This window comes from Paenibacillus sp. L3-i20, from assembly GCF_022180385.2.
Lineage (GTDB): Bacteria > Bacillota > Bacilli > Paenibacillales > Paenibacillaceae > Pristimantibacillus.
In genome coordinates, this window is record NZ_BQME02000001.1 from 512501 (window position 1) to 534077 (window position 21577).

Annotated in this window: 21 protein-coding genes (1 of these 21 only partly in view); 7 read left to right on the forward strand and 14 right to left on the reverse strand. The window is 41.8% G+C overall.

Going from position 1 to position 21577, the window contains the following annotated elements:
- The 11 genes from MFF31_RS02545 to MFF31_RS02595 all read right to left on the reverse strand — a co-directional run.
- On the reverse strand, window positions 1–1278 hold the 5' portion of the coding sequence (locus tag MFF31_RS02545) for a glycosyl hydrolase family 18 protein (RefSeq protein WP_238186562.1). 456 nt of this gene lie to the left of the window's left edge; only the first 1278 of its 1734 coding nucleotides appear in the window; it begins with the start codon at window positions 1276–1278; its stop codon lies beyond the left edge, outside the window.
- A 124-nt stretch (window positions 1279–1402) separates the two neighbouring features.
- Window positions 1403–1834, reverse strand: a complete 432-nt coding sequence (gene perR, locus MFF31_RS02550; RefSeq protein ID WP_238186563.1) for a peroxide-responsive transcriptional repressor PerR — start codon at window positions 1832–1834, stop codon at window positions 1403–1405.
- A 74-nt stretch (window positions 1835–1908) separates the two neighbouring features.
- Window positions 1909–3813, reverse strand: a complete 1905-nt coding sequence (locus MFF31_RS02555; protein WP_238186564.1) for a DUF4097 family beta strand repeat-containing protein — start codon at window positions 3811–3813, stop codon at window positions 1909–1911.
- On the reverse strand, window positions 3795–4517 hold the full coding sequence (locus MFF31_RS02560; protein ID WP_248565481.1) for an MgtC/SapB family protein: 723 nt from the start codon (window positions 4515–4517) through the stop codon (window positions 3795–3797). The genes MFF31_RS02555 and MFF31_RS02560 overlap by 19 nt, the downstream gene beginning before the upstream one ends.
- 139 nt (window positions 4518–4656) lie before the next feature.
- Entirely contained in the window at window positions 4657–6096 is a 1440-nt protein-coding gene (gatB, locus tag MFF31_RS02565) for an Asp-tRNA(Asn)/Glu-tRNA(Gln) amidotransferase subunit GatB (RefSeq protein WP_238186566.1), read from the reverse strand.
- Window positions 6097–6138: 42 nt separating this feature from the next.
- A complete protein-coding gene (gene gatA, locus MFF31_RS02570) occupies window positions 6139–7596 on the reverse strand; it encodes an Asp-tRNA(Asn)/Glu-tRNA(Gln) amidotransferase subunit GatA (RefSeq protein ID WP_238186567.1) in 1458 nt (485 codons plus the stop codon).
- A 35-nt stretch (window positions 7597–7631) separates the two neighbouring features.
- Window positions 7632–7919 carry an Asp-tRNA(Asn)/Glu-tRNA(Gln) amidotransferase subunit GatC gene (gene gatC / locus MFF31_RS02575; protein WP_238186568.1) on the reverse strand — a complete coding sequence of 96 codons (288 nt, stop codon included), beginning with the start codon at window positions 7917–7919 and terminating at the stop codon, window positions 7632–7634.
- Window positions 7920–8072: 153 nt separating this feature from the next.
- The gene (locus MFF31_RS02580; RefSeq protein ID WP_238186569.1) at window positions 8073–8453 is read right to left on the reverse strand and encodes an ATPase; all 381 of its coding nucleotides are present in this window, start codon (window positions 8451–8453) and stop codon (window positions 8073–8075) included.
- 178 nt (window positions 8454–8631) lie between these two features.
- The gene (locus tag MFF31_RS02585; RefSeq protein ID WP_238186570.1) at window positions 8632–9372 is read right to left on the reverse strand and encodes a GTP pyrophosphokinase; all 741 of its coding nucleotides are present in this window, start codon (window positions 9370–9372) and stop codon (window positions 8632–8634) included.
- A 214-nt stretch (window positions 9373–9586) separates the two neighbouring features.
- On the reverse strand, window positions 9587–10630 hold the full coding sequence (locus tag MFF31_RS02590; RefSeq protein WP_238186571.1) for a Gfo/Idh/MocA family protein: 1044 nt from the start codon (window positions 10628–10630) through the stop codon (window positions 9587–9589).
- Between the two features lie 13 nt (window positions 10631–10643).
- Complete coding sequence (locus MFF31_RS02595; RefSeq protein ID WP_238186572.1) at window positions 10644–11486, reverse strand: sugar phosphate isomerase/epimerase family protein; 843 nt, start codon at window positions 11484–11486, stop codon at window positions 10644–10646.
- Between the two features lie 218 nt (window positions 11487–11704).
- Between MFF31_RS02595 and MFF31_RS02600 the strand changes: the two genes are divergently transcribed.
- Entirely contained in the window at window positions 11705–12610 is a 906-nt protein-coding gene (locus MFF31_RS02600) for a helix-turn-helix transcriptional regulator (RefSeq protein WP_238186573.1), read from the forward strand.
- A gap of 78 nt (window positions 12611–12688) precedes the next feature.
- Complete coding sequence (locus MFF31_RS02605; RefSeq protein WP_238186574.1) at window positions 12689–13561, forward strand: cupin domain-containing protein; 873 nt, start codon at window positions 12689–12691, stop codon at window positions 13559–13561.
- Window positions 13562–13646: 85 nt separating this feature from the next.
- Here MFF31_RS02605 and MFF31_RS02610 read toward each other — a convergent pair whose 3' ends face one another.
- Complete coding sequence (locus MFF31_RS02610) at window positions 13647–14852, reverse strand: ROK family protein (RefSeq protein ID WP_238186575.1); 1206 nt, start codon at window positions 14850–14852, stop codon at window positions 13647–13649.
- A gap of 255 nt (window positions 14853–15107) precedes the next feature.
- Between MFF31_RS02610 and MFF31_RS02615 the strand changes: the two genes are divergently transcribed.
- The 5 genes from MFF31_RS02615 (at window position 15108) to MFF31_RS02635 (ending at window position 18966) form a co-directional block, all read left to right on the forward strand.
- The gene (locus MFF31_RS02615; RefSeq protein WP_238186576.1) at window positions 15108–15716 is read left to right on the forward strand and encodes a chromate transporter; all 609 of its coding nucleotides are present in this window, start codon (window positions 15108–15110) and stop codon (window positions 15714–15716) included.
- Window positions 15717–15733: 17 nt separating this feature from the next.
- Window positions 15734–16285, forward strand: coding sequence for a chromate transporter (locus MFF31_RS02620; RefSeq protein ID WP_309296654.1), 552 nt, complete (start codon window positions 15734–15736; stop codon window positions 16283–16285).
- A gap of 130 nt (window positions 16286–16415) precedes the next feature.
- Window positions 16416–17714 carry a uracil permease gene (gene uraA / locus MFF31_RS02625; protein ID WP_238186578.1) on the forward strand — a complete coding sequence of 433 codons (1299 nt, stop codon included), beginning with the start codon at window positions 16416–16418 and terminating at the stop codon, window positions 17712–17714.
- Window positions 17715–17884: 170 nt separating this feature from the next.
- On the forward strand, window positions 17885–18445 hold the full coding sequence (locus tag MFF31_RS02630; RefSeq protein WP_238186579.1) for a bifunctional transcriptional activator/DNA repair enzyme AdaA: 561 nt from the start codon (window positions 17885–17887) through the stop codon (window positions 18443–18445).
- A 2-nt stretch (window positions 18446–18447) separates the two neighbouring features.
- A complete protein-coding gene (locus MFF31_RS02635) occupies window positions 18448–18966 on the forward strand; it encodes a methylated-DNA--[protein]-cysteine S-methyltransferase (protein ID WP_282570464.1) in 519 nt (172 codons plus the stop codon).
- Window positions 18967–19135: 169 nt separating this feature from the next.
- On the opposite strand, the gene MFF31_RS02640 is transcribed toward MFF31_RS02635, so the two are convergent.
- Together MFF31_RS02640 and MFF31_RS02645 are read right to left on the reverse strand one after the other, a co-directional pair.
- Entirely contained in the window at window positions 19136–20308 is a 1173-nt protein-coding gene (locus MFF31_RS02640) for a MalY/PatB family protein (RefSeq protein WP_238186581.1), read from the reverse strand.
- 211 nt (window positions 20309–20519) lie between these two features.
- Window positions 20520–21551 (reverse strand): ABC transporter substrate-binding protein, encoded by a 1032-nt coding sequence (locus MFF31_RS02645; RefSeq protein WP_238186582.1) that lies wholly within the window; start codon window positions 21549–21551, stop codon window positions 20520–20522.
- Window positions 21552–21577 lie beyond the last annotated feature (26 nt).

Here is a 21577-nt window from a genome sequence, read left to right on the forward strand (position 1 = left end):
TGCCATTACCATCATATAATCGACGACTTTGCCAAGTGCCTCACGATCGAGGAATACTGACCACATCTCGCTTTTTGATTTAGGGGTAACATCGATTGAAACTACCAATCCTTGTTCATGAAGCAAAGGAGTCATCTCTTTCATAAACTGAACGAGATTTTCTTTGTCCTTAGTATATACATTTTCAAAATCTACATTTATACCTTGCAGATTATAGATCTTTGCAAATGCGAGCAGCTGCTGGATCATGAAGAAACGACTCTCAACTGTAGCTAATGCTGCCGTCGTCAAATCTGGTTTAAAGCCATTATCGAACAGTGCCCATACTTGGTAACCACGTTCATGAGCCCATTTCACATAGGCTGGATCAGCCTTCCCTTCAATTGTTCCTTTACCGTCTGTCAGCTTAAACCATGTTGGACTAACGACATTAACGCCTGGCATCTCACCAATCTGTGCTGGATCGATTCTTCGGTTGTATACCGCTTCCCAAGTTAGATTGATTTTGCTGCCTGTCAATTTCCAAGGCACAAAGTTCTTATCACTCACTTGTTCCGGTACTTCTTCTATGGTTGTTAGGTTTACATCTTTCTTATTAATATAGCCAATATGACCATTATTATTTTGTACTAGCAACCATCCCTTTGCTTCGTCCCATATCCGAATAGATTCCCCTTGCTTCACTTTAAGTAAATAAGGCTCACGGATAGATGGTGCGACACGAATAGCTGCTCCATCTTTTGAAGACACATCAGCATGCTGAATAACATCTCCCTCCATTAGGAGTGTTACAATTTTGCTCGTTTTATCATACTCAACCCTTAATCCGAACAGTTCCTCTAATGGAGCAGCCGGAATGTAAACAACATCTTTTACTATCTCTGCTGCGATCGTCAACTTGTAAGGTTTTTGATTAATAATACCTGTTAATGCATCAGTCTTTAACCTGAGCACCTTATCCGTTGTCGTCATTACTATTGTTCCTGATTGTTTTTCATAATGGATAGGCTTGTCCTTACTAAATATTTCTTCTACTAAAGGTAATGGCAACTTCACTAGATCACTTTCAATTTGGGCACCGTATTTCATTACTTTGCCTTTAATCATAATAGGATACTCTAAAGTATAGTTCGGATCTTGTTGTTCATTACTCGGTATAAACTTCATGTAACCAAACCAACCCATTGATCCAATGGCTGCGGCTACAAATAATAGTAGTAATAAACCGAATCCACCTCTACGTTTTTTACGAGGCGATCGACTGTAGTTCGTTTCCAATTTATCACACTCCTAAACAATTTCTTAATTCCAAAATAGTTTGTTTAAAATAAAAACGTGCTGTGTAGCGTTTGATCGCTTCCGGCACGTTATTTGATAACACATATCTGATTTATTAGACGTATTATTTCGTAATAGTGTTGCAAGTTGTGCATAATCCGTATATTTCCATCCGATGTCCTTGTACCATGAAGCCCGTTTCTTTCGAAGCAACTTTCTCCACTTCAAGTAGCGGCGGATGTCCAAAATCAACGATCTGTCCGCAACCCTTGCAAATGGCATGGTAATGATCAGATAAATCCGCATCAAACCGACTTGAATCATCACCGTAGGTTAGTTCACGCACTAAGCCAGCTTCAACAAACAATCTCAAATTGTTGTATATTGTCGCTACGCTCATACTCGGGTATGCCGGAGAGAGCGCCTTATAAATCTCATCCGCAGTTGGATGGGACTTGGTATCCATCAAGAAGCTTAAAATGGCGTGTCGTTGCGGGGTCATTCGGACGCCATTCATCTTCAATTGTTCTAATGCCAAATGAACGCTGGCTGCCATTCCCCTCACGCCTTTCTGTATTGTAGTTATCACTATTGTACGGTCACTGTCACGAATTTGTCAATGAAAGCGCATCATGAGGAAACAATATGACGACTTATCGATATACTATTCGTTGCGTTTATATGAATACGATAAGTACCATTGCCTATAGCACCTTTAATCGACTTGCGACTTTTCTCGAACGGGAAATCCGTCGTAATATTTCCAAATGTTACCGAACCATTAACACTATAATCTCCAAGTTCAGGTATAGACAGTTTAATTTCACCAACCGAACTATCTATATCCCAGTTACCGCCAACACTCGAGCTCTCTACCTGGATACTTCCGTTGAGTGTATCTGCTTTGAGAGCTGACTTTGCTTCTAATACATTGATTTTCCCATTTTTCGTTTCTGCATCAAGGTCACCTTGTACATTATTTAAATCCAAATCGCCGTTCAATGTACTTGCAAACAGCTCCCCTTCAGAGATCAAATCTGCAATAATGCTTCCATTCTTTGTTTCGAGATTAGTTTTCCCAACAACAGTATATGCTTCAATACTACTATTATTACCTGCTACATTCACAGGACCGTGTATATTAGCAAGTTTGACAAGCCCACTGTTACTTTTGACTACAACTCCATCTTGCGCATTCACTCCGTTTACCGTTACCGCTCCATTACCACTTTCTATCTCTAGCTTGATCGCGTGTACGGATTCAGGAGCATTCGTAACGTTTACATCCACACCATTGTCAACATCGGAGCTAGTAGGAGTGGGAAATGCATTATTTGTTGCGATTGGAAATTTCACTTGAGATGTTGTGCTTGGTGTAGGCTGATTACTTTCGGGCAGCACTGTTTCCTCATTATTTACTTCTGTGCTCGCAAGATCAATAATCGGTATGACAATTTCTAGATTCATCTTTGGTAGTCGATTCCCTTTATCACCATGCAGATGTCCTTTTCCTTCAATTAACGTTTCTTCACCAGGTGAAATATTGGCTATTGATTGCTCAGCAATCGCAGTTGCTTCTACCTTATCCTCGACATCAACCCAAACGGTCGTGTATAGCTCGATTTCATCTACGTCATCAGATCGAACGGTAATATCACCATTTACATTCAAAATGCGAAATGTATGTATATTTTGATCGAAAGGAATTTTCACTACATTTTTGTCATAACGAAAGCCTTTTTCTTCTCCATAATCAACGTTACTTTTCAAATCAACATTAAATTGATCCAGCCAGCGAACAGGAAATTCTGCATATTGTGTAACTGCATAGGCCATCACCGCAATGACTATCGCTGCTGAAATTCCCGCAACGTCTAAACGCAGCTTAGCTGCTTTATGATGAAGGACTGTGCTATATAAAATAACTTCAAGTCCCAGGATGATAAACACAACTGGCCACCATTCACCGACTGTTGCAATATCGTTCCGCTCTTTCCAGAGGTCCCAAACAAGCAACGCGCCAACCGTAATAACAAGCACAGCTGCTGTTATTCGACCTAATTTGAACATGGTTATTGCTCCTCTCCGAATTGGATTTATGAGCAAAGTCGCTATAAGGATAAGAAGTGGACCAACGGTCCACTCCGCTAGCTCGTTCATCCATGGTTCCATAAACGTCGGAGGTTTTATTAGGATTAGCATAGTGACTCCAGCAACTATTAGGCATACCCCATGATAAAACCGGATCGAGGAATGCTCTTTACTTCCTCTCTCTACACTTTGCAAAGCATCAAATACGCTTATGAAATAAAAAATGGGCAACATGAGACTTAAGTAGACGATTAATAATAAATGTCTGCCTCCATCTGAATTCGCAAGTCGAAAGATTGCCGTATAATCAAGCAACAATCCTGCTAGTAATAAAAAACCTTTGGAATATTGTCCATTATAGACATGTCCCATACCTGGCAGCAGGAATGCTAGCAACACCGTCACCCAAGCTTTGCCCCGTTCTTTTATTCCGAGCTTACCCAACGTATGCCCTCCATTTTTTTCAGTTCGTCCAGCAGCTTAATCATTGTCTCATTTTTACGATGTGGCATCGTAATATATAGGACAAGTCTTGTTAGTAACTGCTCTTCGGCATGACTGCCAACTTTTTCACTCGATTCCACGTCTTCCAGAAACATTTTTCTAATCGTAATATTTCTTTCACCCATTATGCCGCTTAGGTTACTTATGACCAACGTTAGATCGACGGAGTGAATTTTGATTATATATTCCTTCTTTGCATTTATAAAACGTTTCTCCAACTTGTTAAACAACCAAAGTGTGAGGAGTGCCATAATTGTCACGGATGCTGAAGCAAAGTAGAACCCCGCTCCTACAGCAAGCCCAATTGCAGCAACTACCCAAAGTGAAGCTGCCGTTGTCAAACCTGTAATAGATTTACCCGTAAACAGAATCGTTCCAGCCCCAAGAAAACCAACACCTGTAATAACAGCTGCTGCTAGACGAGCAGGATCAACCCTTACATTCGTTTCCTCTACAAAGTCTGAAAAGCCATAGATAGACAATAACATTAGCAAGCAAGCACCTAAGCAAACCAAAATATTGGTGCGGAGACCTGCTGCATGATTCGATTGTTCCCGCTCGAGGCCAATTAGGCCACCCAAAAGCAATGCTAGAAACAGGCGAATCAAAATGTCCACTTCACTAATATACCAGGGACTGTTTATTGTGCTTTGCAACATTTGCGATCCTTACCTTTCTCACTGATGTAGTATGTTTTAACCATTATTATAACTATTTCTATGCAACAAAAGGCGCGGAACATCCATAAAGATGAACCACGCCCTACTAATTTTGAGTAATCTGTTAGGATAGACGCTCCAGAAGCAGCTTGTTAACAAGTGCAGGATTAGCCTTGCCTCTTGTTTCTTTCATAATTTGACCTACAAGGAAACCAATTGCTTTCTCCTTGCCTGCCCGGAAATCTTCTACAGATTGCGGGTTCTTCTCGATTATGGAGTCCACTACAGCAAGCAATGCACCCTCATCACTAATTTGTACAAGACCTTGCTCTTCAACTATCTGTGCTGGCAGCTTACCGCTTTCAAGCATTTCTTTGAAAACTGTTTTGGCAATCTTACCACTTATGGTGCCTTGCTCAAGCAATCCAATCATCTCGCCAAGCCCTTGTCCAGTAATCTTCGCATCAGACAGCTCAAAACCATTCGTATTCAAGTAACCAAGCAGATCACCCATAATCCAGTTCGCTACTGCTTTGGCATCCTTTGTATGCATTAAGCTTTCTTCAAAGAAATCAGCCATCTTCTTCGAAGCTGTAATGACCTCTGCATCATAGGAGGATAGCCCGTTTTCTGCAATATATCTCGCTTTACGCGCATCAGGAAGCTCTGGAATCGTTGCACGAATCGTTTCTTTCCATTCATCGCTAATATGAAGTTGAACAAGATCCGGGTCTGGGAAGTAGCGATAGTCATGTGCTTCTTCCTTGCCACGCATGGAAAAGGACTTACCTAACGCATCATCAAAACGACGAGTTTCTTGTACGACGACACCACCGCTGTCAAGAATTTCAGCTTGACGAACTTGCTCGTACTCAAGACCACGTTGAACGCCGCGGAAGGAGTTCATGTTTTTGAGTTCTGCACGAGTTCCAAATTCCTCCTGTCCGTAAGGACGAAGACTAATATTGGCATCGCAGCGAAGACTTCCTTGTTCCATCTTCACATCAGAAACTTCGCAATACAGCATGATCGCCTTAATTTTCTCTAGGTAAGCTTTTGCTTCCTCAGGTGTACGGATATCTGGCTCCGATACGATCTCAACAAGTGGAGTACCAACACGGTTAAAGTCAACGAGCGAAGCAAAGCCACCGTCAACATGCGTCAGCTTTCCAGCATCTTCTTCCAAGTGTAGCCGTGTAATTCCAATCCGCTTAGTCTCACCGTTCACTTCAATATCAATCCATCCATTTTCACCAATTGGACGATCATATTGTGATATTTGATAAGCCTTAGGTGAATCAGGGTAAAAATAGTTTTTACGATCAAACTTGCTAATATCAGCAATTTGGCAATTAAGTGCCATAGAGGCTTTCATTGCAAATTCTACAGCTTGACGATTAAGAACCGGCAATACACCGGGATGGCCTAAACATACCGGACAGGTATGCGTATTTGCAGGAGCGCCGAATGCAGTAGAGCAACCGCAAAAGATTTTGCTGTTTGTGTGCAACTCGACATGCACTTCCAGTCCAACGACCGTCTCATATTTGTTCGTTTCAGACATTCTTATCGATCCTTTCGTAAGCGTACTTCTCGAACGCAAAGATTATAGCTGCGGACGCAGCTTATGATGGTCGGTATGAGCCTCGAAAGCATGTGCGGCGCGAAGCACCGTAGACTCATCGAACGCCTTGCCGATAATTTGCAAGCCAATTGGGAGTCCATCTGCTGTGCCACAAGGGACACTAATCGCTGGAACGCCTGCAAGACTTACAGGGATAGTACAAATATCATTCAGATACATCGTAAGCGGATCGCCTACCTGCTCTCCAATGCGGAAAGCTGGAGTAGGAGCCGTTGGTCCGATGATCAAATCAAATTGGTTAAAGACATTATCAAAATCTTGTTTAATCAAAGTCCGAACTTTCTGCGCCTTCAAATAATAAGCATCATAGTATCCAGAGCTTAGTGCATACGTCCCAAGCATAATACGGCGTTTCACTTCATTGCCAAAGCCTTGGCTGCGCGACTTGCGATATAGATCGATCAAATTATCTGGATTATCAGCACGCACGCCGTAACGTACGCCATCGAATCGAGCCAAATTAGATGACGCTTCTGACGAAGCGAGCAAATAATAAGCTGCAATCGCATAATCAGTATGTGGAAGAGATACTTCTTCCCACGTAACTCCAAGCGATTCGTACACCTTCAGTGCATTCATTACAGCTTCCTTCACGCGAGGGTCAATTCCAGCGCCTAAATATTCCTTCGGCACACCAATTCGTAGACCTTTAACATCACCTGTTAATGCAGCTGTGTAATCGGGGATCTCCACGTTTGCAGATGTGGAATCGCTGGCATCATAACCTGCGATTGCTTGAAGCACATACGCCGAGTCCTCTACATTTTTAGTTAATGGACCGATTTGATCAAGCGAAGAAGCAAATGCTACGAGTCCAAACCGAGAAACAAGACCATACGTTGGCTTAAGACCAACGATGCCGCAATAAGCTGCAGGCTGCCTAATTGATCCGCCCGTATCCGAACCTAACGAGAAGTAGACTTGTCCAGCTGCAACTGATGCTGCTGATCCACCACTTGAACCTCCAGGCACATAATCCGTATTCCATGGATTGCGAGTTGGGTAGAAGCTGGAGTTTTCATTGGAACCGCCCATAGCGAATTCATCCATGTTGAGCTTGCCAATTGTAATAGCACCAGCATCTTTAAGCTTGCGTGCAGATGTTGCACTGTAGATCGGATTATAATTACTCAAAAATTGACTGGCGCAAGTAGTTAACAAGCCTTCAGTCACAATATTATCCTTGATACCAGCAGGCAAGCCGAATAATAATCCACGCTCTCCACCAGCTTGAACTTCCTTATCAAGCTCCACAGCATGTGTACGTGCGTTTTCTTCATTTAATGTTAGAAAAGCTTTTATCGACGGTTCAGTCTCCGTAATTCTTGCGTAAGATGCATCAACTAGCTCAGTTACAGAAAGTTCTTTGTTGTTAAGCTTGTTATGTACATCCTGTAGGCGTAAGTCAAACAGTGCCAACAGTAGCTCCTCCCTTCAAATAAAACCCATTCTAATTATTCAAGTACCGCAGGTACTTTAAAGTGTCCATCTTCCTCGTCAGGCGCATTACGCAGCACCTTCTCGATTGGGAGCGATTCCTTCTGCACATCCTCGCGCATCACATTCGTAATGGGAAGAACATGAGTAGTAGGCTCGACATGGTCTGTATCTAGCTCGTTTAACTTCTCTGCATATTTCAAAATAGCGTTGAGCTGATCAGTAAACTGTGCTTTCTCCGTGTCCGTAAGCTCAAGCCGTGCAAGATTGGCTACATGCTCGACATCCTTCAACGTTATGCTCATCGGTGTACTCTCCTTCATAAAAAGTCATTCTTTTTATTATAGCCTACAATTGCGGCATACAGCAACGATAAGCAGTGCCGGCGACAAGTAAGCGAAATAGAAAAGAAGCTGCCTGCTGGATCTATCGATCTAGTGGGCAGCTTCATACTATGGTTATATCCACGCCTTCAGGTTAACCTGCCTTACAAAATCATCTCGACTAAGCGGCTCCTTAGCCGTATTGTCCGTCTCGATCTCCTCTTGATCACCCTTCATGATTCGATTGAACAATTCCTCATTGAAGGTTGCGAGTGCATAATCAATAAGTGCGTCACGCTCAATTCGCTCAACTTCAAGTTGAATGAGCGTTTCCTCTAATTCAATATCTTCGTCCGGTACCAAAAAGTTCCGATTTGCCGCCGGAACCCTCACTATATAGTCAAACACATTATCGGCATTACGATCATAAGCGATTATAAATCCATATTCACCAATGGGAAGCTTCTGTTCATATTGGTCAGCCACTATGACGACCTTGGACCCTAGCTGCAACAATAGTCTCAACCCCTATTTCTTCGTTGCTGATTTCAACTCTACTTTTCTATTATCCTACTAGAATTTAATAGTCATGTCCAATAGATTACTAATTAAACGCGACTTAATAGAAATAAGTAGCAGTCATGAGCGACGTTAAAAAAATATTAGGTGGATCTACCATGGGCAATAATCCTATTTAGTCCACTTGATTACCAAGCTTCATTATAGATGCAGGCAGCTTGAACTGCTGATTGTTCATAAGTAGTTGAGACAGCTCTTGACCGTAATCTTCTTCTTGGTTTTCTTTGATGGCTGTTATTTCACGGTTCAGTCTCTCCATCTGTTGATCTAGCTTATTAGCGGAATCAGAAGCTTCTTTCAATTCCAACAGTAAGCTTGATGGAACAGCCTGATTATATTTATAAAAGATTTTATGCTCTAAGCTTGCCCAGAAGTCCATAGCTATTGTTCTAATTTGGATTTCCACACAAACGTTTTCTCTGCCATCGGACATAACAACCGGTACTTCTACAAGAAGATGAAGACTTCTGTAGCCATTTGGTTTCGGATTTTCGATATAGTCCTTCATCTCATTAATTTTAAGATTAAACTGGTTTTTGAGCATATCTCTGATTCCATAAATGTCCGCGATAAACGAACAAGTAATTCGTAAACCAGCAATGTCTTTAATGTTGTGCTTGATCGCTTCAAGTGAAAATGGGATATCTTTGCGTCCTATTTTCTTCATAATGCTTTCAAGTGATTTCACTCTTGATTTTGTATGCTCAATCGGATTGTAGTCATGAAGAAATTGGAACTCTTCTTTTAAAATTTCTATTTTGGTCTCAAGCTCATTAAGTGCGAATTGATACATCATCATAAATCTGGTTACTTCCGTTTTCATCTTCTTGAATTGCTCGATCTGATTGTTATTCATACCCATTCTCCTTCATTCGAACGGTCACATTCATCAAAAACCTTGACTCATTAATCTTAGTACGAATGCGTTAGCAAATGCAAATCCCCCTGCAACTATCGCACTGGGGGTTGATGTTTGAGACGCATTGTTTTATGAAAAAAGGACAGCTTTAGCGAAAGAACCATCTTCGCTAATGCTATCCTTACTGCTATCATTCAATATTCGCATGAACTTAGCCTTTTGCAGCAACACTATGTGCAGTTCCTCTGATTGCTTCAATTGCTCCCCTATTAGCAGCAGAACGACCCTCCGCTTCAATAATTTCAAGTGACTGGGCGCTACTTTCAGGGGGACAAATCAAAATTTCCTCTCCACTACTTGCAGCTTCAATAAAATATTGAATTTCTCTGTAATAGCCTTTATCACGCGACAATGTGGCAAAAAATCCTCGTGCAGCATTCGGATAAACTTTCAACCGATTGTAATCAAAAACTAGGTTTCCGCCTTCAAAATTTACTCGAAACATCATCGTTAAACCATTGTCGCCTTGCAGTGTCCAGTCCGCACTTGCACTAAGCACTTTACCATCTGGATAAATATAGTTAGTCGAAACGATATCATAGCCACTTCCAGGAATGACGTTGCTTGCTATAGTTGATACCGCCTCTGGCATGCCAAACAACCAATTAATGATATCGGTGTCGTGAATATGCATATCTAGCATACAACCGCCGCTTTGTTCACCATCAAGGAACCATCCTTCCGGAGGATGTCCACCTCGGAAAAAATGTCCTGATGTAACTGCTCCATAACGTCCATCACTAACACATTCTTTCAAATATTCATAGACTGGCCAGAAACGAAGGCATTGTCCAATCATTAATTTCGCAGAAGAATGTTTTGCTGCCTCCACCATCCGCCACGCTTCATCTGACGTTCTCGCCATAGGCTTCTCACACAAAACATGAATTCCTTTTTGGAGAAGTGAGATGGCAAGTTCGGCATGTAATGGTGTAGGCAATGTAATATCAACGATATCAAACTCTTCATTATCCAGCATTGTCGTTATATCATCGTATAACTGATAAGGAGATAAGTCATAAATCTCATGTTCCGTGGCGATGTTTCCCCATGCTGAGCCATCTTTGAGCTCTTTAATTCGTAAATCACATATTGCAGTAAGCTTCACTTCTACTCCTTCGCTCATTAATCTTATATAGCTATCAAAATGCATCCGACCCATAAATCCGAAACCGATTAGACCTACTTTTAACATCGAAATACCTCCTCTAAGTTCGACCCAAAATAACGTCCATTGAACTGGACGTATTAAAAATCATTTGTTCTGAATGATGAACGTACGATGGAATCATCTCTGCCGTTACATAATTGGTATATCCGATCTCGTGAAGCGCTTCCATAACAGCCGGAAAATCCACATCTCCTGCTAGCAAGTCTACAAAACCATGCAATCCACACGCTTCGCGCCGATAATCTTTGAAATGCACCTTTTTAATGCGCTGACCTAAAACTTTTATCCATTGCTCTGGATATCCGCTATGAACGACATTACCAACATCGAAATAAGAGCCAATGAAACTAGAGTTATGCGTATCTATGAACGTTCGCAGCTCTAGTGGAGACAACAAAAATTTGTTCCAGACATTTTCGATTGCAATTGCGACTCCTGCACTAGCTGCAAAAGGCGTTAACTTGCCTATTGCTTCCATTGCCAGGTCATAAGCTCGCTCATAGTCAACAACTTCTGCTCCGGGAATAAAATCAATTCCAACTGCACCTGGGATCACGAGGATTGCATCCACACCAAAGGCAGAAGCTAACTCCAATTGTTTCTTGCAAATATCCATTGCTCTAATTCGATTATTATCATTCCCACTAGTCATCGAATACGTCCAATATAGTCCTGTTGCAAGCCCCGCAATGTCCAATTCCGCTTCTTCTAAACGTGCTTTAATCTCCAAAATTTCTTTGTCGGATGTACGAAGGCCTAGCTCACCCTCTTCATTCAGTGACAGCTCAATCCCATCGAAACCTGCCCGCTTAGCGATTTGGATACATTCTTTAATTGAAGTACCTTCTCTGCACGACCAAATATTTATTCCTTTCTTCATTCCAATGGCCTCTCCCTTTGCTAGAATAGGAATCGCTTCATAAAGAGGAAATAAAATAGCAATAATTTGTATAATTCCGTTATACTGAAGTTAAACAATTAATCTGTTATGTTACATAATTTTAATTAATATATGAGATCATTTCTTTAGCAGTATAAGTGATTTTTTGTACGATTCCGTCTTCTTTTGAAGTGATATCTACTAAGGGGGTAGGCGTTGTGGATACGAGAGGCATTAAATTTCCGCGCCTTCGCTCCGCTCCTTTCCATGAGTGGTCGCCAAGCATTCATTACGCCCAATATCAACGTATGCCAACGGGGCCTCTGCTCGAGCGGAGAATATATGATTTTGAACTGCTTTATGTCAGTCAAGGAGAAGCGGCTATTACTATGCTTGGTCAACGATTTACGTTAACGGCAGGCCAGCTTATTTTCCTGCCATCAGGTGTCTATCATCAGAATGAAGCTATATCTGGGCCGGATACGCGATTTCTTGGTATACATTTCGACTTCTTCGACGAAATCGATATTCAGACTGAATCGGATATAATCGTAAATGAAAAAAACGTTCAAAATGATCGATTTGCATGTGAAGCCGTGTCCGACACCTTCCAGCCACTTTCCCTGCATCCGGTTTACACCCCTACACTAGCGTGTGTGCAACTTATGGAACAGCTCGTACATGAATTTACGATGCGGCCGCTTGGTTACGAACTCGTATGCAAAGCTCATATGCTGAATATCCTTGCCCACCTATTGCGACATGCGAATTCTCGCAGACAATTTCTTACCTCACAGCATGACAACAAACTATTGAAGTTAATCGAAATGATAGACAAATCCCCCTCTGACCCATGGACAAACACGTTAATCGCAGAACGAATGAATTTGAGCATCGACCATACAGCTAAGCTCTTTAAACAGCTTGTGGGTCTTCCACCCAATGAGTATATACATGCAGCAAGACACCGAGAAGCGCGTAGATTGCTGCGAGAGACAGATATGTCTATCGAGCGTATCAGTGAGGAGATTGGTTATTCAGGCATTCATTATTTCAGCCGGCTATTCCGTAAACATGAAGGAATAAGTGCTACTGAATATCGTAAATTGACTAAAGTGCTTTAATCTTCACGTCCTAATGGGCATACGCATATGTTAATCCTGTCGTAACAAACTTCAGATTTGAAGGGCAGGAATTCAAGAATGACAACTTCTTATATGGACTATACGGCTCCCACCGTGCAGTTCACTTACGATGTTTCGGATAGTCTATTTTATAAGAAAAACAATGCTAACTATATTAACGTCTTATCTAATAAGCAGCTCAACACATTAACTGATACATCCCTTCTGGATATATTTTTGAGTGAAGGAAATGTCATCGAGCCTCATTATCATCAGAATGCTTCAGAGCTTGTTTATTGTATATCGGGTGCTGCTGTTGTATCGCTGCTTAATCCCTTCACAAACAAAATCCTTAACTTTCCGATTACTCCGGGTCAAGTCACGAATGTTCCACAGGGCTGGTGGCATTACGAAATTGCTACAGAAAATAATACACATTTGCTTGCGATCTTTGACGCACCTATCCCTGAAGTCATATTAGGATCGGACATACTGCGCCTAACGCCAGCGAATGTATTCGCACACTCCTATTGTCTTAATGAAGCAAAAGTGGCGGATACATTCGCACCGATTACTTCCAGTGTGTTAATCGGCCCTCCCGCAGACTGCAAAAAATCGAATCTTTCAGGGCAGAGTAATTCTTATGTACAGCAAGGGCAGATGAATCAGAGTCAGGTGAATCAGAACCAAGTGAACCAAGCTCAAATTAATCAAGGTCAAATGAATCAAGGTCACATAAATCAGAGTCAGTTGAACCAAGGACAATTCGGTCAAGGGCATAGCAACTATGGACAGTCTCAGCAAGGACAAATTATGCCTGGTGTGTATCAGCAGCAACGGGGGAGGCATGGCGGAATGTACAACTACCCTCATCGACCGATTGAGATAGAGTCATTTTATGAATATCAGCCATTTTACCCAATACCGTACCTGTTCCATAGGTGGAATTAAAATAACAACCTGAATAGGAAGACAACGGGCAGAGGATTACCCTTAGCTAGTTGTCTTCCTATTTGTTATTTCATAGAGTGAACTATTATGGAATTTTCATCTCCCGCCACACCGCTAATGCCGCTCCCGTCGCTACTGCGTCTTCGCGCAGTTCCCCTTTTGAAAACAATGGCTGATATTCAGGGAAGTAATAAATATTTTTGCGAGCGATATCAATAGCAGTTTCATAGAAACGGTCATACGAATTAATTAGTGCTCCTCCCAGAATGACGATTTCTGGATGCAACATGTTGATCATATTAGCTAGCCCAATTCCAAGATACGATGCAGATTTTTGAAATAGTTCTTCGACATGTTCATTATTTGCCCTTAACTTCTGGAGAAGAAATTCATAACGAATTCGATCTGGAGGGAAATTGTTATCTAATGTCCAACCGCTTCTTCCCATCTTCGCCTGAGCTTGAGCCTGTTTCTCGAGCGCTTGCACGGATACGAGAGCCTCTAATGCACCGAAGTTCCCTCCTTCGTTAAGTCTTGGTCCATCTGTTTGAATTATCATCTGGCCGATTGCACCTTCCATATCCATCGACCCATGAACAATTTGTCCAGAAGAAATAATAGCCGACCGAAGCCCTACACCTGCATGGACATACATCATGTGCATCGGATTATGTTCACGCATCGCCCATTGTTCTCCCATAAGAGCAGCATTGGCGCCATTCTCCAGAAGTGCTTGAAATCCGGTCCTCTCCTCTAGCAATCGACAGATTGGCACATTAACCCAACCTTGAGATGGGAAATAAAGCGGCTTTACAATTATTCCGTGCTCCCGATCAATCGGTCCAACTGCACCGACACCAACTCCGATAACTTGGCTCCGCTCAATTCGGTGATCTCGTAAAATTGCTTTCATATTAGAAGCAACATGATCAACTACCCGCTCTGGTGTCATGTCTTCATCCATTCGCCATCGTGTGAACGACATTGGATTCATCCGTACATCGAAGAAACCAAGAGTAGAATAAAACCTAGATATTTCTAAACCAAAAAAATATCCGTAACCAGGATTGGTTTCGTACAAGATTGGTCTCCTGCCTCCACTGGATGGCCCAAAACCCGTTGCAAGAATGAGTCGTTCTGACACCATCTCATCGAGCAAACGAGTGAGCGTACTACTCGTCATTTCATATCGGGTAAGTAATTCAGCTTTAGAGATAATTCCCTGCTCAGCAATATGATAATAGATTAATTGTTTAGGCGACGGCATGCCGATCGACCGTTGAATATTCATATGTATTCCCCATTTATCCGAGTATTCACATTGGAAATATTACAGCAATAGTATAACCTATTTCGTTTCCAGCGGCTACCTTTCCTACTATTAAAAGCGTGGAAAAACGACTATTAAACCCGATAGACTACGTTAATGAAAACAAGTCTAACTAACAATTACTAATAAATAGATCTTATCGTCCATTTCAATATAACTTAATACCAAAATGAAATTAAGGTGGTATAATAAGAAAGAACAGAAGGAGGGATTATAATGAATGCGAAGTGGAAACTGCTTTGGGCAATTTTTTGGACCTTCCTCAAAATGGGACCTCTCTCATTCGGTGGCGGCTATGCGCTAATTCCCGTCATTGAACGTGAAATCGTCGTCAAGCGTAAATGGCTCAAAACAGAAGATGTTGCCGATAGCATTACGGTATCAGGTTCCATCCCTGGAGCAGTCGCCATTAATGCTGCCACGTTCATCGGATACAGAATTGCTGGATTTAGCGGTGCGATTATGGCATTGCTCGGCATATTCCTACCTTCGTTTTTCTTAATGATCGGACTTTCAATCGTATATATGCAAATTAAGGACAACCCAAAAATTGAAGCTGCTTTCTTATCCATCCGAGCTACAGTTGTAGCATTAATCGTATATGCCGCCATCAAAATAGGAAAAACCGCTATCGTTGATTTCACTACAGGTTCAATTGCAGCAATTACAGTAGGATTGCTCTTACTTGGAAATGGGCACTTACATCCACTTTGGCTAATCGCATTAGGAGCCGTTTCGGGTGTCATAGTCGTGAAAGTTCGCTCATTATTCGGCAAAAAAACAAAGATAGTCAAAGAAGAAACCATTTACGACTACATGATCTAATTTCATCATAATGGGGAATGGATATGCTCATCGATTTATTTTTAACATTTTTAATGGTTGGACTTGTCTCATTCGGTGGCGGCTACGCCATGATTCCAGTAATACAAGAAGAGGCACTTCATCGGCATCATTGGATGAATGCTGAACAACTCTCAGATATTGTTGCGGTTGCTGGCATGTCTCCGGGTCCAATTGCAACCAACATTGCAGTGGCAATTGGCTTTCAAACAGCTGGTCCACTCGGTGCCATAACTGCATCATTCGCAATGATACTTCCTTCATTAGCGATTATCGTGCTTGTAGGAAAGTTCTTCTCTCGTTTCCGAGAGAACGAACTCGTCAAATCGTCTTTCTTAGGTCTTAGACCTACTATTGCAGGTATGATTGCATATGCCGCGATCGTTTTCGCACAAAATTCAGGTTTAAACACTACCATAACATTTTCGTGGTTCACTTGGAGTCAAATTGTTATCTTTGCTGGTTCATTGGTCGCACTAGTTTTCTTACGCAAACACCCCTTTTCGGTTATCGTCATTTCTGGACTAGTAGGCATCGCTTTATATGGGTAAACGAGTTGAATGAAAAACCGCTGATTTTCTTAGTAATTATGAAATAAATCACTTGCCAAAGTATCCCGATCTAGTTAGAATCTACTAGGGCGATTTACAAGTCCTAATATAGATCGAGGAGAAAATACGAATGAACACCACAATCGGCATTCATGAAAAACCGCCTGCCATCCAGAGTTTTCTGCTCAGCTTACAGCATTTATTCGCTATGTTCGGCTCTACTGTACTTGTCCCAAACATATTTAAAGTAGATCCTGCTATTTGCTTGCTAATGAACGGTATCGGCACTTTACTCTACATTCTTGTTACTAAAGGGAAGATTCCCGCCTATCTAGGCTCAAGTTTCGCATTTCTTGGTCCTGCAGGTGCTGTCATCGCAAGTGAAGCATCTGGCGGCGGTTATGCAGCTGCACTTGGCGGTTTTATCGCAGCAGGTGTTATTTTCACTATTATGGGTTTCATTATCCAAGTAGCTGGTACACGCTGGATAAATGTCGTCTTTCCTCCAGCAGCAATGGGAGCCATTGTCGCTATCATCGGACTTGAACTTATGCCTGTGGCAGCAGGTATGGCAGGTTGGATTCCAAGCGGTCAAGATGACCCGAAAACTTGGGTAATGAACTCTGAAGTGGTTATCCTGTCAGTGTCTACTCTTGCAGTAACTGTACTTGGTTCAGTACTGTTCCGTGGCTTTATGCGTATTATTCCGATTTTGTTCGGTATTTTGTTTGGCTATACGCTAGCTTATTTTATGGGTATGACAGACTTTAGCAAACTAGATGCTGTAAGCTTTATTCAAATGCCTACAGTAACGTTTCCCGAGTTTCACTGGGCAGCTATTATCGCAATTGCCCCTGCAGCACTTGTCGTCATCGTAGAGCATATCGGACATTTGATCGTCACTGGAAACATCGTGGGCAAAGATTTGTCCAAAGACCCAGGACTTCATCGTTCTATGTTAGGTAACGGTATCTCTACACTTCTATCTGGATTTGTTGGTTCCACACCTAATACTACTTATGGTGAAAATATTGGCGTTCTTGCTATAACACGAGTCTATTCCACTTTTGTTATCGGCGGCGCAGCCGTAATCGCTATTCTATTGTCCTTCTCAGGCAAATTTTCGGCAATTATCTCAGGCATTCCAGAACCTGTTATGGGTGGTGTATCACTGCTATTGTTCGGTGTTATTGCAGCTTCCGGATTCCGTATGCTGGTCGAAGCAAAAGTAAACTATAGCAAGCCTACTAACCTCTTCTTAACTACTATCGTTCTTGTTATTGGCCTTAGCGGTGTAAAACTTACAATTGGCGATGTATCCTTCAGCGGCATGTCGCTTGCAACTATTGTTGCAATTTTAGTAAGCCTTCTATTCAAAGCATTTGAAGTATTAAAATTATCCAACGATAACGAAGCTTCAGGTCATTAGTATTTCACTTATCGGCTCGCCTAGGAAATAGTATTTCCTAGGCGAGTCTTTCTTTTGTTCATTTCGTTATCTTGCTTTTCTATTCGTGGATACGTACAAAGAGTACTATAGAAGGTTATACTATTCATATTGTTGGCGAGACGATGATAGATGAAATGGAGGTTGCGAGTATGCTAGAATTGACAGAACTTAGATGGCAAGCCATTTATACAAATGATATCTCTAGCGATGGCATGTTTTTTTATGCTGTAAAAACGACCGGTATTTTCTGCCGTCCTTCATGTAAATCTAAACCTCCTAATCGAGCAAATGTCGATATTTTTCCTGATGCTAAGGCCGCACAAGCAGCAGACTACCGTCCATGTAAACGATGTAAACCAACTGGTCAAACACTTCCAAATGAAGAGTGGATAACACAAATAACAAATTATATCCATCATCACTTTACAGAAGAGATTACGTTAGCAAAGCTGGCAGACATCGCCCATGGCAGCCCTTATCATCTCCACAGAACGTTTAAGCGAGTGAATGGAATAACTCCAGCAGCTTACATCCATCAACTTCGAATCGATCGTGCAAAAGCTAAGCTAATAGAAACTAATTCAACTGTAAGCGAAATTGGTGAAGCTGTTGGCCTAGCGAATACGCCTTATTTTATAACATTGTTTAAACGACTGACTGGGTACACTCCCGCACATTACAGGCAACTACACACTAAGGAGGTCAAATAATGATCGAACAACAATCTTCCCTATACTGGTCCCAGTTTGAACAAGGAGGCTGGTCGATGTATATCGCAGCTACTTCTTCGGGATTATGTTTTATCGGCTCCAATTATGAATCGTTCGATGAACTCGCAAAATGGGCTAATACACGATTTCCTGGGATTGATCCCGTTCGTGACGATGAGAAACTGAAACCATACTTTACTGAGCTTGCGCACTATTTAGAAGGCGGACGCAACGAATTCACTGCCCCTTCCGATCTTAGAGGAACAGCTTTTCAATTAGAAGTCTGGAATGCCCTTCGAATGATTCCTTACGGCACTACTTCTTCCTATTCTGAAATTGCAAATGTAATTGGTAGACCCGCTGCCGTTCGCGCAGTCGGAGCAGCCATTGGCGCAAACCCCATTCTAATTATCGTTCCATGTCATCGGGTAATCGGGAAATCAGGTTTTTTAACTGGATATCGCGGCGGTTTAGAAATGAAATCTACACTGCTGGAGCTTGAACAAAATAACCCACAGTAAAATAATGATAAGAGCTAATAATTGCAGCCTTGTGGGCGAAATTGTGCTGTTACGTCTTATTCTTATAAAGTTGCTTGAGTTTCTATACTTATATAAAAAATGCCTAACCTTCGTCGTATGCGATGGCTAGGCATTTCATTTATATATTATACATGTTAATTAATTTAGATTAACGCTGCTTCACTGCTTCAACAAATTGTTTAAGCGCCTGTTCTAATATGAATCTCGGACATGCTAAGTTAATACGAAGCCATCCTTCACCTTCTGATCCGAACACAGAGCCTTCACTAAATGCTACCTTCGCTTTTTTGAACATAAGCTCTTGTATACCCTTCTTATCCAATCCGAGCGCTCGACAGTCTATCCATAGCAAATAAGTTCCATCTGGCTTGAGCGGCTCTACTTGCGTCAAATGCTCCTTGAAGTATCCAATTGCATAATTTAAATTGCCATGGACATATTCAAGCATCGCCTCAAGCCATTCTTCCCCTTCATTAAAGGCAGCTTCTACCGCATCTTGTGCAAAATGATGTGCCATATGCAAGCTGAGTGTTCTCAGTCTCTTCTCCATCTTCGCCCTAATTTTATGGTTCGAAGTGATCATAAATGAAGTAAAAAGACCTGGTAAGTTAAACGTTTTTGTTGCCGCTAATGCCGTTATTGTAATGTCAGAAATCTCTGGAGACAAGGATGCAAAAGGCGTGTGTACATGGCCTGGGAAAGTTAAATCACAATGAATTTCATCGGATACGACGATAACTCCGTAACGCAAGCATAGCTCGCCCAGCTCACGCAGTTCCTCACGTTCCCATACTCGTCCGCCTGGATTGTGTGGGCTACATAGGAGCAGAAGCTTTGCTCCGTCTTTGAATAGCGACTCCAAGTGATCAAGATCCATCTCGAAACGGCCATTTCGGATAACTAATGCGTTTTTGGCTACGACTCTATCATTACTTTCAATTACATCATAGAAAGGATAATACACCGGTGATTGAAGGACAACCTGTTCGCCCGGCTTTGTAAACATTTCGACTGCAAGACTTAAAGAAGTGACAACACTTGGCGAGTCCGTTATCCAACTCTTTTCTATCGTCCAATTATGACGGCGTGAGTACCAGTTCTTTATCGCATCAAAATAGCTCTCATTACGGATCGCATACCCATACGCACTTAAATCTGCACGTTTTTTTAATACTTCTTGTACTGCAGGTGGACTAGGAAAATCCATGTCAGCGACCCATAGAGGAAGAATATCTGAGCTTCCGAACAATACCTCGGACTGGTCCCATTTGTAGGATCGAGTATTTCTGCGGTCAATAAGTTCGTCAAAGTTAATGGTCATTGGAACGCTCCTCTTTATCCCTGTGCAATCTGCACTGTATAGTATGTCTCTATCTTATACATTGCCTCTCGATGAAATCAACTAAAATAATCCACTTCATATAGAGAAAGATCAACATAAAAACCCCCTCATCCTAGCAGTGTAGCGTTCATACGATCATGAACTCATCTTTCACTACTATGCTTGAGGGGATTGTATGCGGTATTACTTGTTATTTGCCGCTTTTCACTTCTTCTAGCAGGGACAGATCAAGGAATTTACTTAGATCCAGTGACTCTTCGGTAACATCTTTAATGTAGCCGGCTGCGATAGATACTTTAGCCATTTCTTCAAGCGCCCCTTGGTTCACATCGGAAGTTAATCTCATATGGGAAAGTGCGGCTTTGATTAGTGCAATATCAAGTCCTTTACCACTTAGCTCACTAAGGCGTTTGTTGATCAACTCGTATGCTTCATCTGGATTTGCTCCAATGAACTCAATTGCTTCAAGGTTCGCCTTAACTGCCCCTTTAGCTAAATCTCTATGTTCTTTAATAAATTTGTCGCTAGCTACCAAAATCACTAGAGGATAATCCCCATTGTTTGGTGGAATTTGATCCCAAGGTACGATGACTTTACCGATTCCTTCTTGCTCAATTTGAGTTCCCCATGGCTCTGGAATAAGAGTAGCGTGAACCTCATTTTGGCGAAGAGCTACAAGAGTATCCGACGGAGCGCGCGCTACGATTTGAGCACCTGTGTTATCTGTCGTTACTTTCACGCCTTCTTGCTCAAGAAGTAGTCGCAAAGAAATTTCATTTGTACTTCCTTTTGTCGGAATAGCAATTGTCTTACCAACCAAATCTTTCACTGTAGCAACACCAGAGTCTTTGCCTGCGACTAGAACTGCTCCGCCGTTATCAGCGCCCGAGATCACTCTGAAATTACTGCTTTTCAAATATTGATTAGTGGAAGGTCCAGGACCTACATAACCAAGATCGATCTGTCCTGTTGCAATAGCTGTTGAGAAATCTGAGCCATTATCGAAAGCCTGGACTTCTATTTTCACATTTTCACCAAGCTGCTTTTGAAGAAACTCCTTCTCCAAAGCAATATAGCCAGCAGCATGTGTTACGTTTTTGAATATACCCAATTTAACGGTTACGTTTTCTTTAGTAGATGAGGAACCAGCGTTGTTGCCTCCACATGCTGTCAGTAACAATACAAAAACTAAAGTTAGCATAAGACCCACATATTTTTTCATCTCTATTTCCTACCCTTCTTTATTGA

Bases quoted from the DNA above. Each gene is read 5' to 3' on its own strand.
- MFF31_RS02595 (WP_238186572.1), bottom strand. From the start codon at position 11,486: ATGAAGAAAGGAATAAATATTTGGTCGTGCAGAGAAGGTACTTCAATT.
- gatB (WP_238186566.1), bottom strand. From the start codon at position 6,096: ATGTCTGAAACGAACAAATATGAGACGGTCGTTGGACTGGAAGTGCAT.
- uraA (WP_238186578.1), top strand. From the start codon at position 16,416: ATGAACACCACAATCGGCATTCATGAAAAACCGCCTGCCATCCAGAGT.
- MFF31_RS02640 (WP_238186581.1), bottom strand. From the start codon at position 20,308: ATGACCATTAACTTTGACGAACTTATTGACCGCAGAAATACTCGATCC.
- MFF31_RS02585 (WP_238186570.1), bottom strand. From the start codon at position 9,372: ATGAATAACAATCAGATCGAGCAATTCAAGAAGATGAAAACGGAAGTA.
- MFF31_RS02645 (WP_238186582.1), bottom strand. From the start codon at position 21,551: ATGAAAAAATATGTGGGTCTTATGCTAACTTTAGTTTTTGTATTGTTA.
- MFF31_RS02605 (WP_238186574.1), top strand. From the start codon at position 12,689: ATGACAACTTCTTATATGGACTATACGGCTCCCACCGTGCAGTTCACT.
- MFF31_RS02610 (WP_238186575.1), bottom strand. From the start codon at position 14,852: ATGAATATTCAACGGTCGATCGGCATGCCGTCGCCTAAACAATTAATC.
- gatC (WP_238186568.1), bottom strand. From the start codon at position 7,919: ATGAGCATAACGTTGAAGGATGTCGAGCATGTAGCCAATCTTGCACGG.
- MFF31_RS02630 (WP_238186579.1), top strand. From the start codon at position 17,885: ATGCTAGAATTGACAGAACTTAGATGGCAAGCCATTTATACAAATGAT.
- perR (WP_238186563.1), bottom strand. From the start codon at position 1,834: ATGGCAGCCAGCGTTCATTTGGCATTAGAACAATTGAAGATGAATGGC.
- MFF31_RS02590 (WP_238186571.1), bottom strand. From the start codon at position 10,630: ATGTTAAAAGTAGGTCTAATCGGTTTCGGATTTATGGGTCGGATGCAT.
- MFF31_RS02620 (WP_309296654.1), top strand. From the start codon at position 15,734: ATGGATATGCTCATCGATTTATTTTTAACATTTTTAATGGTTGGACTT.
- MFF31_RS02615 (WP_238186576.1), top strand. From the start codon at position 15,108: ATGAATGCGAAGTGGAAACTGCTTTGGGCAATTTTTTGGACCTTCCTC.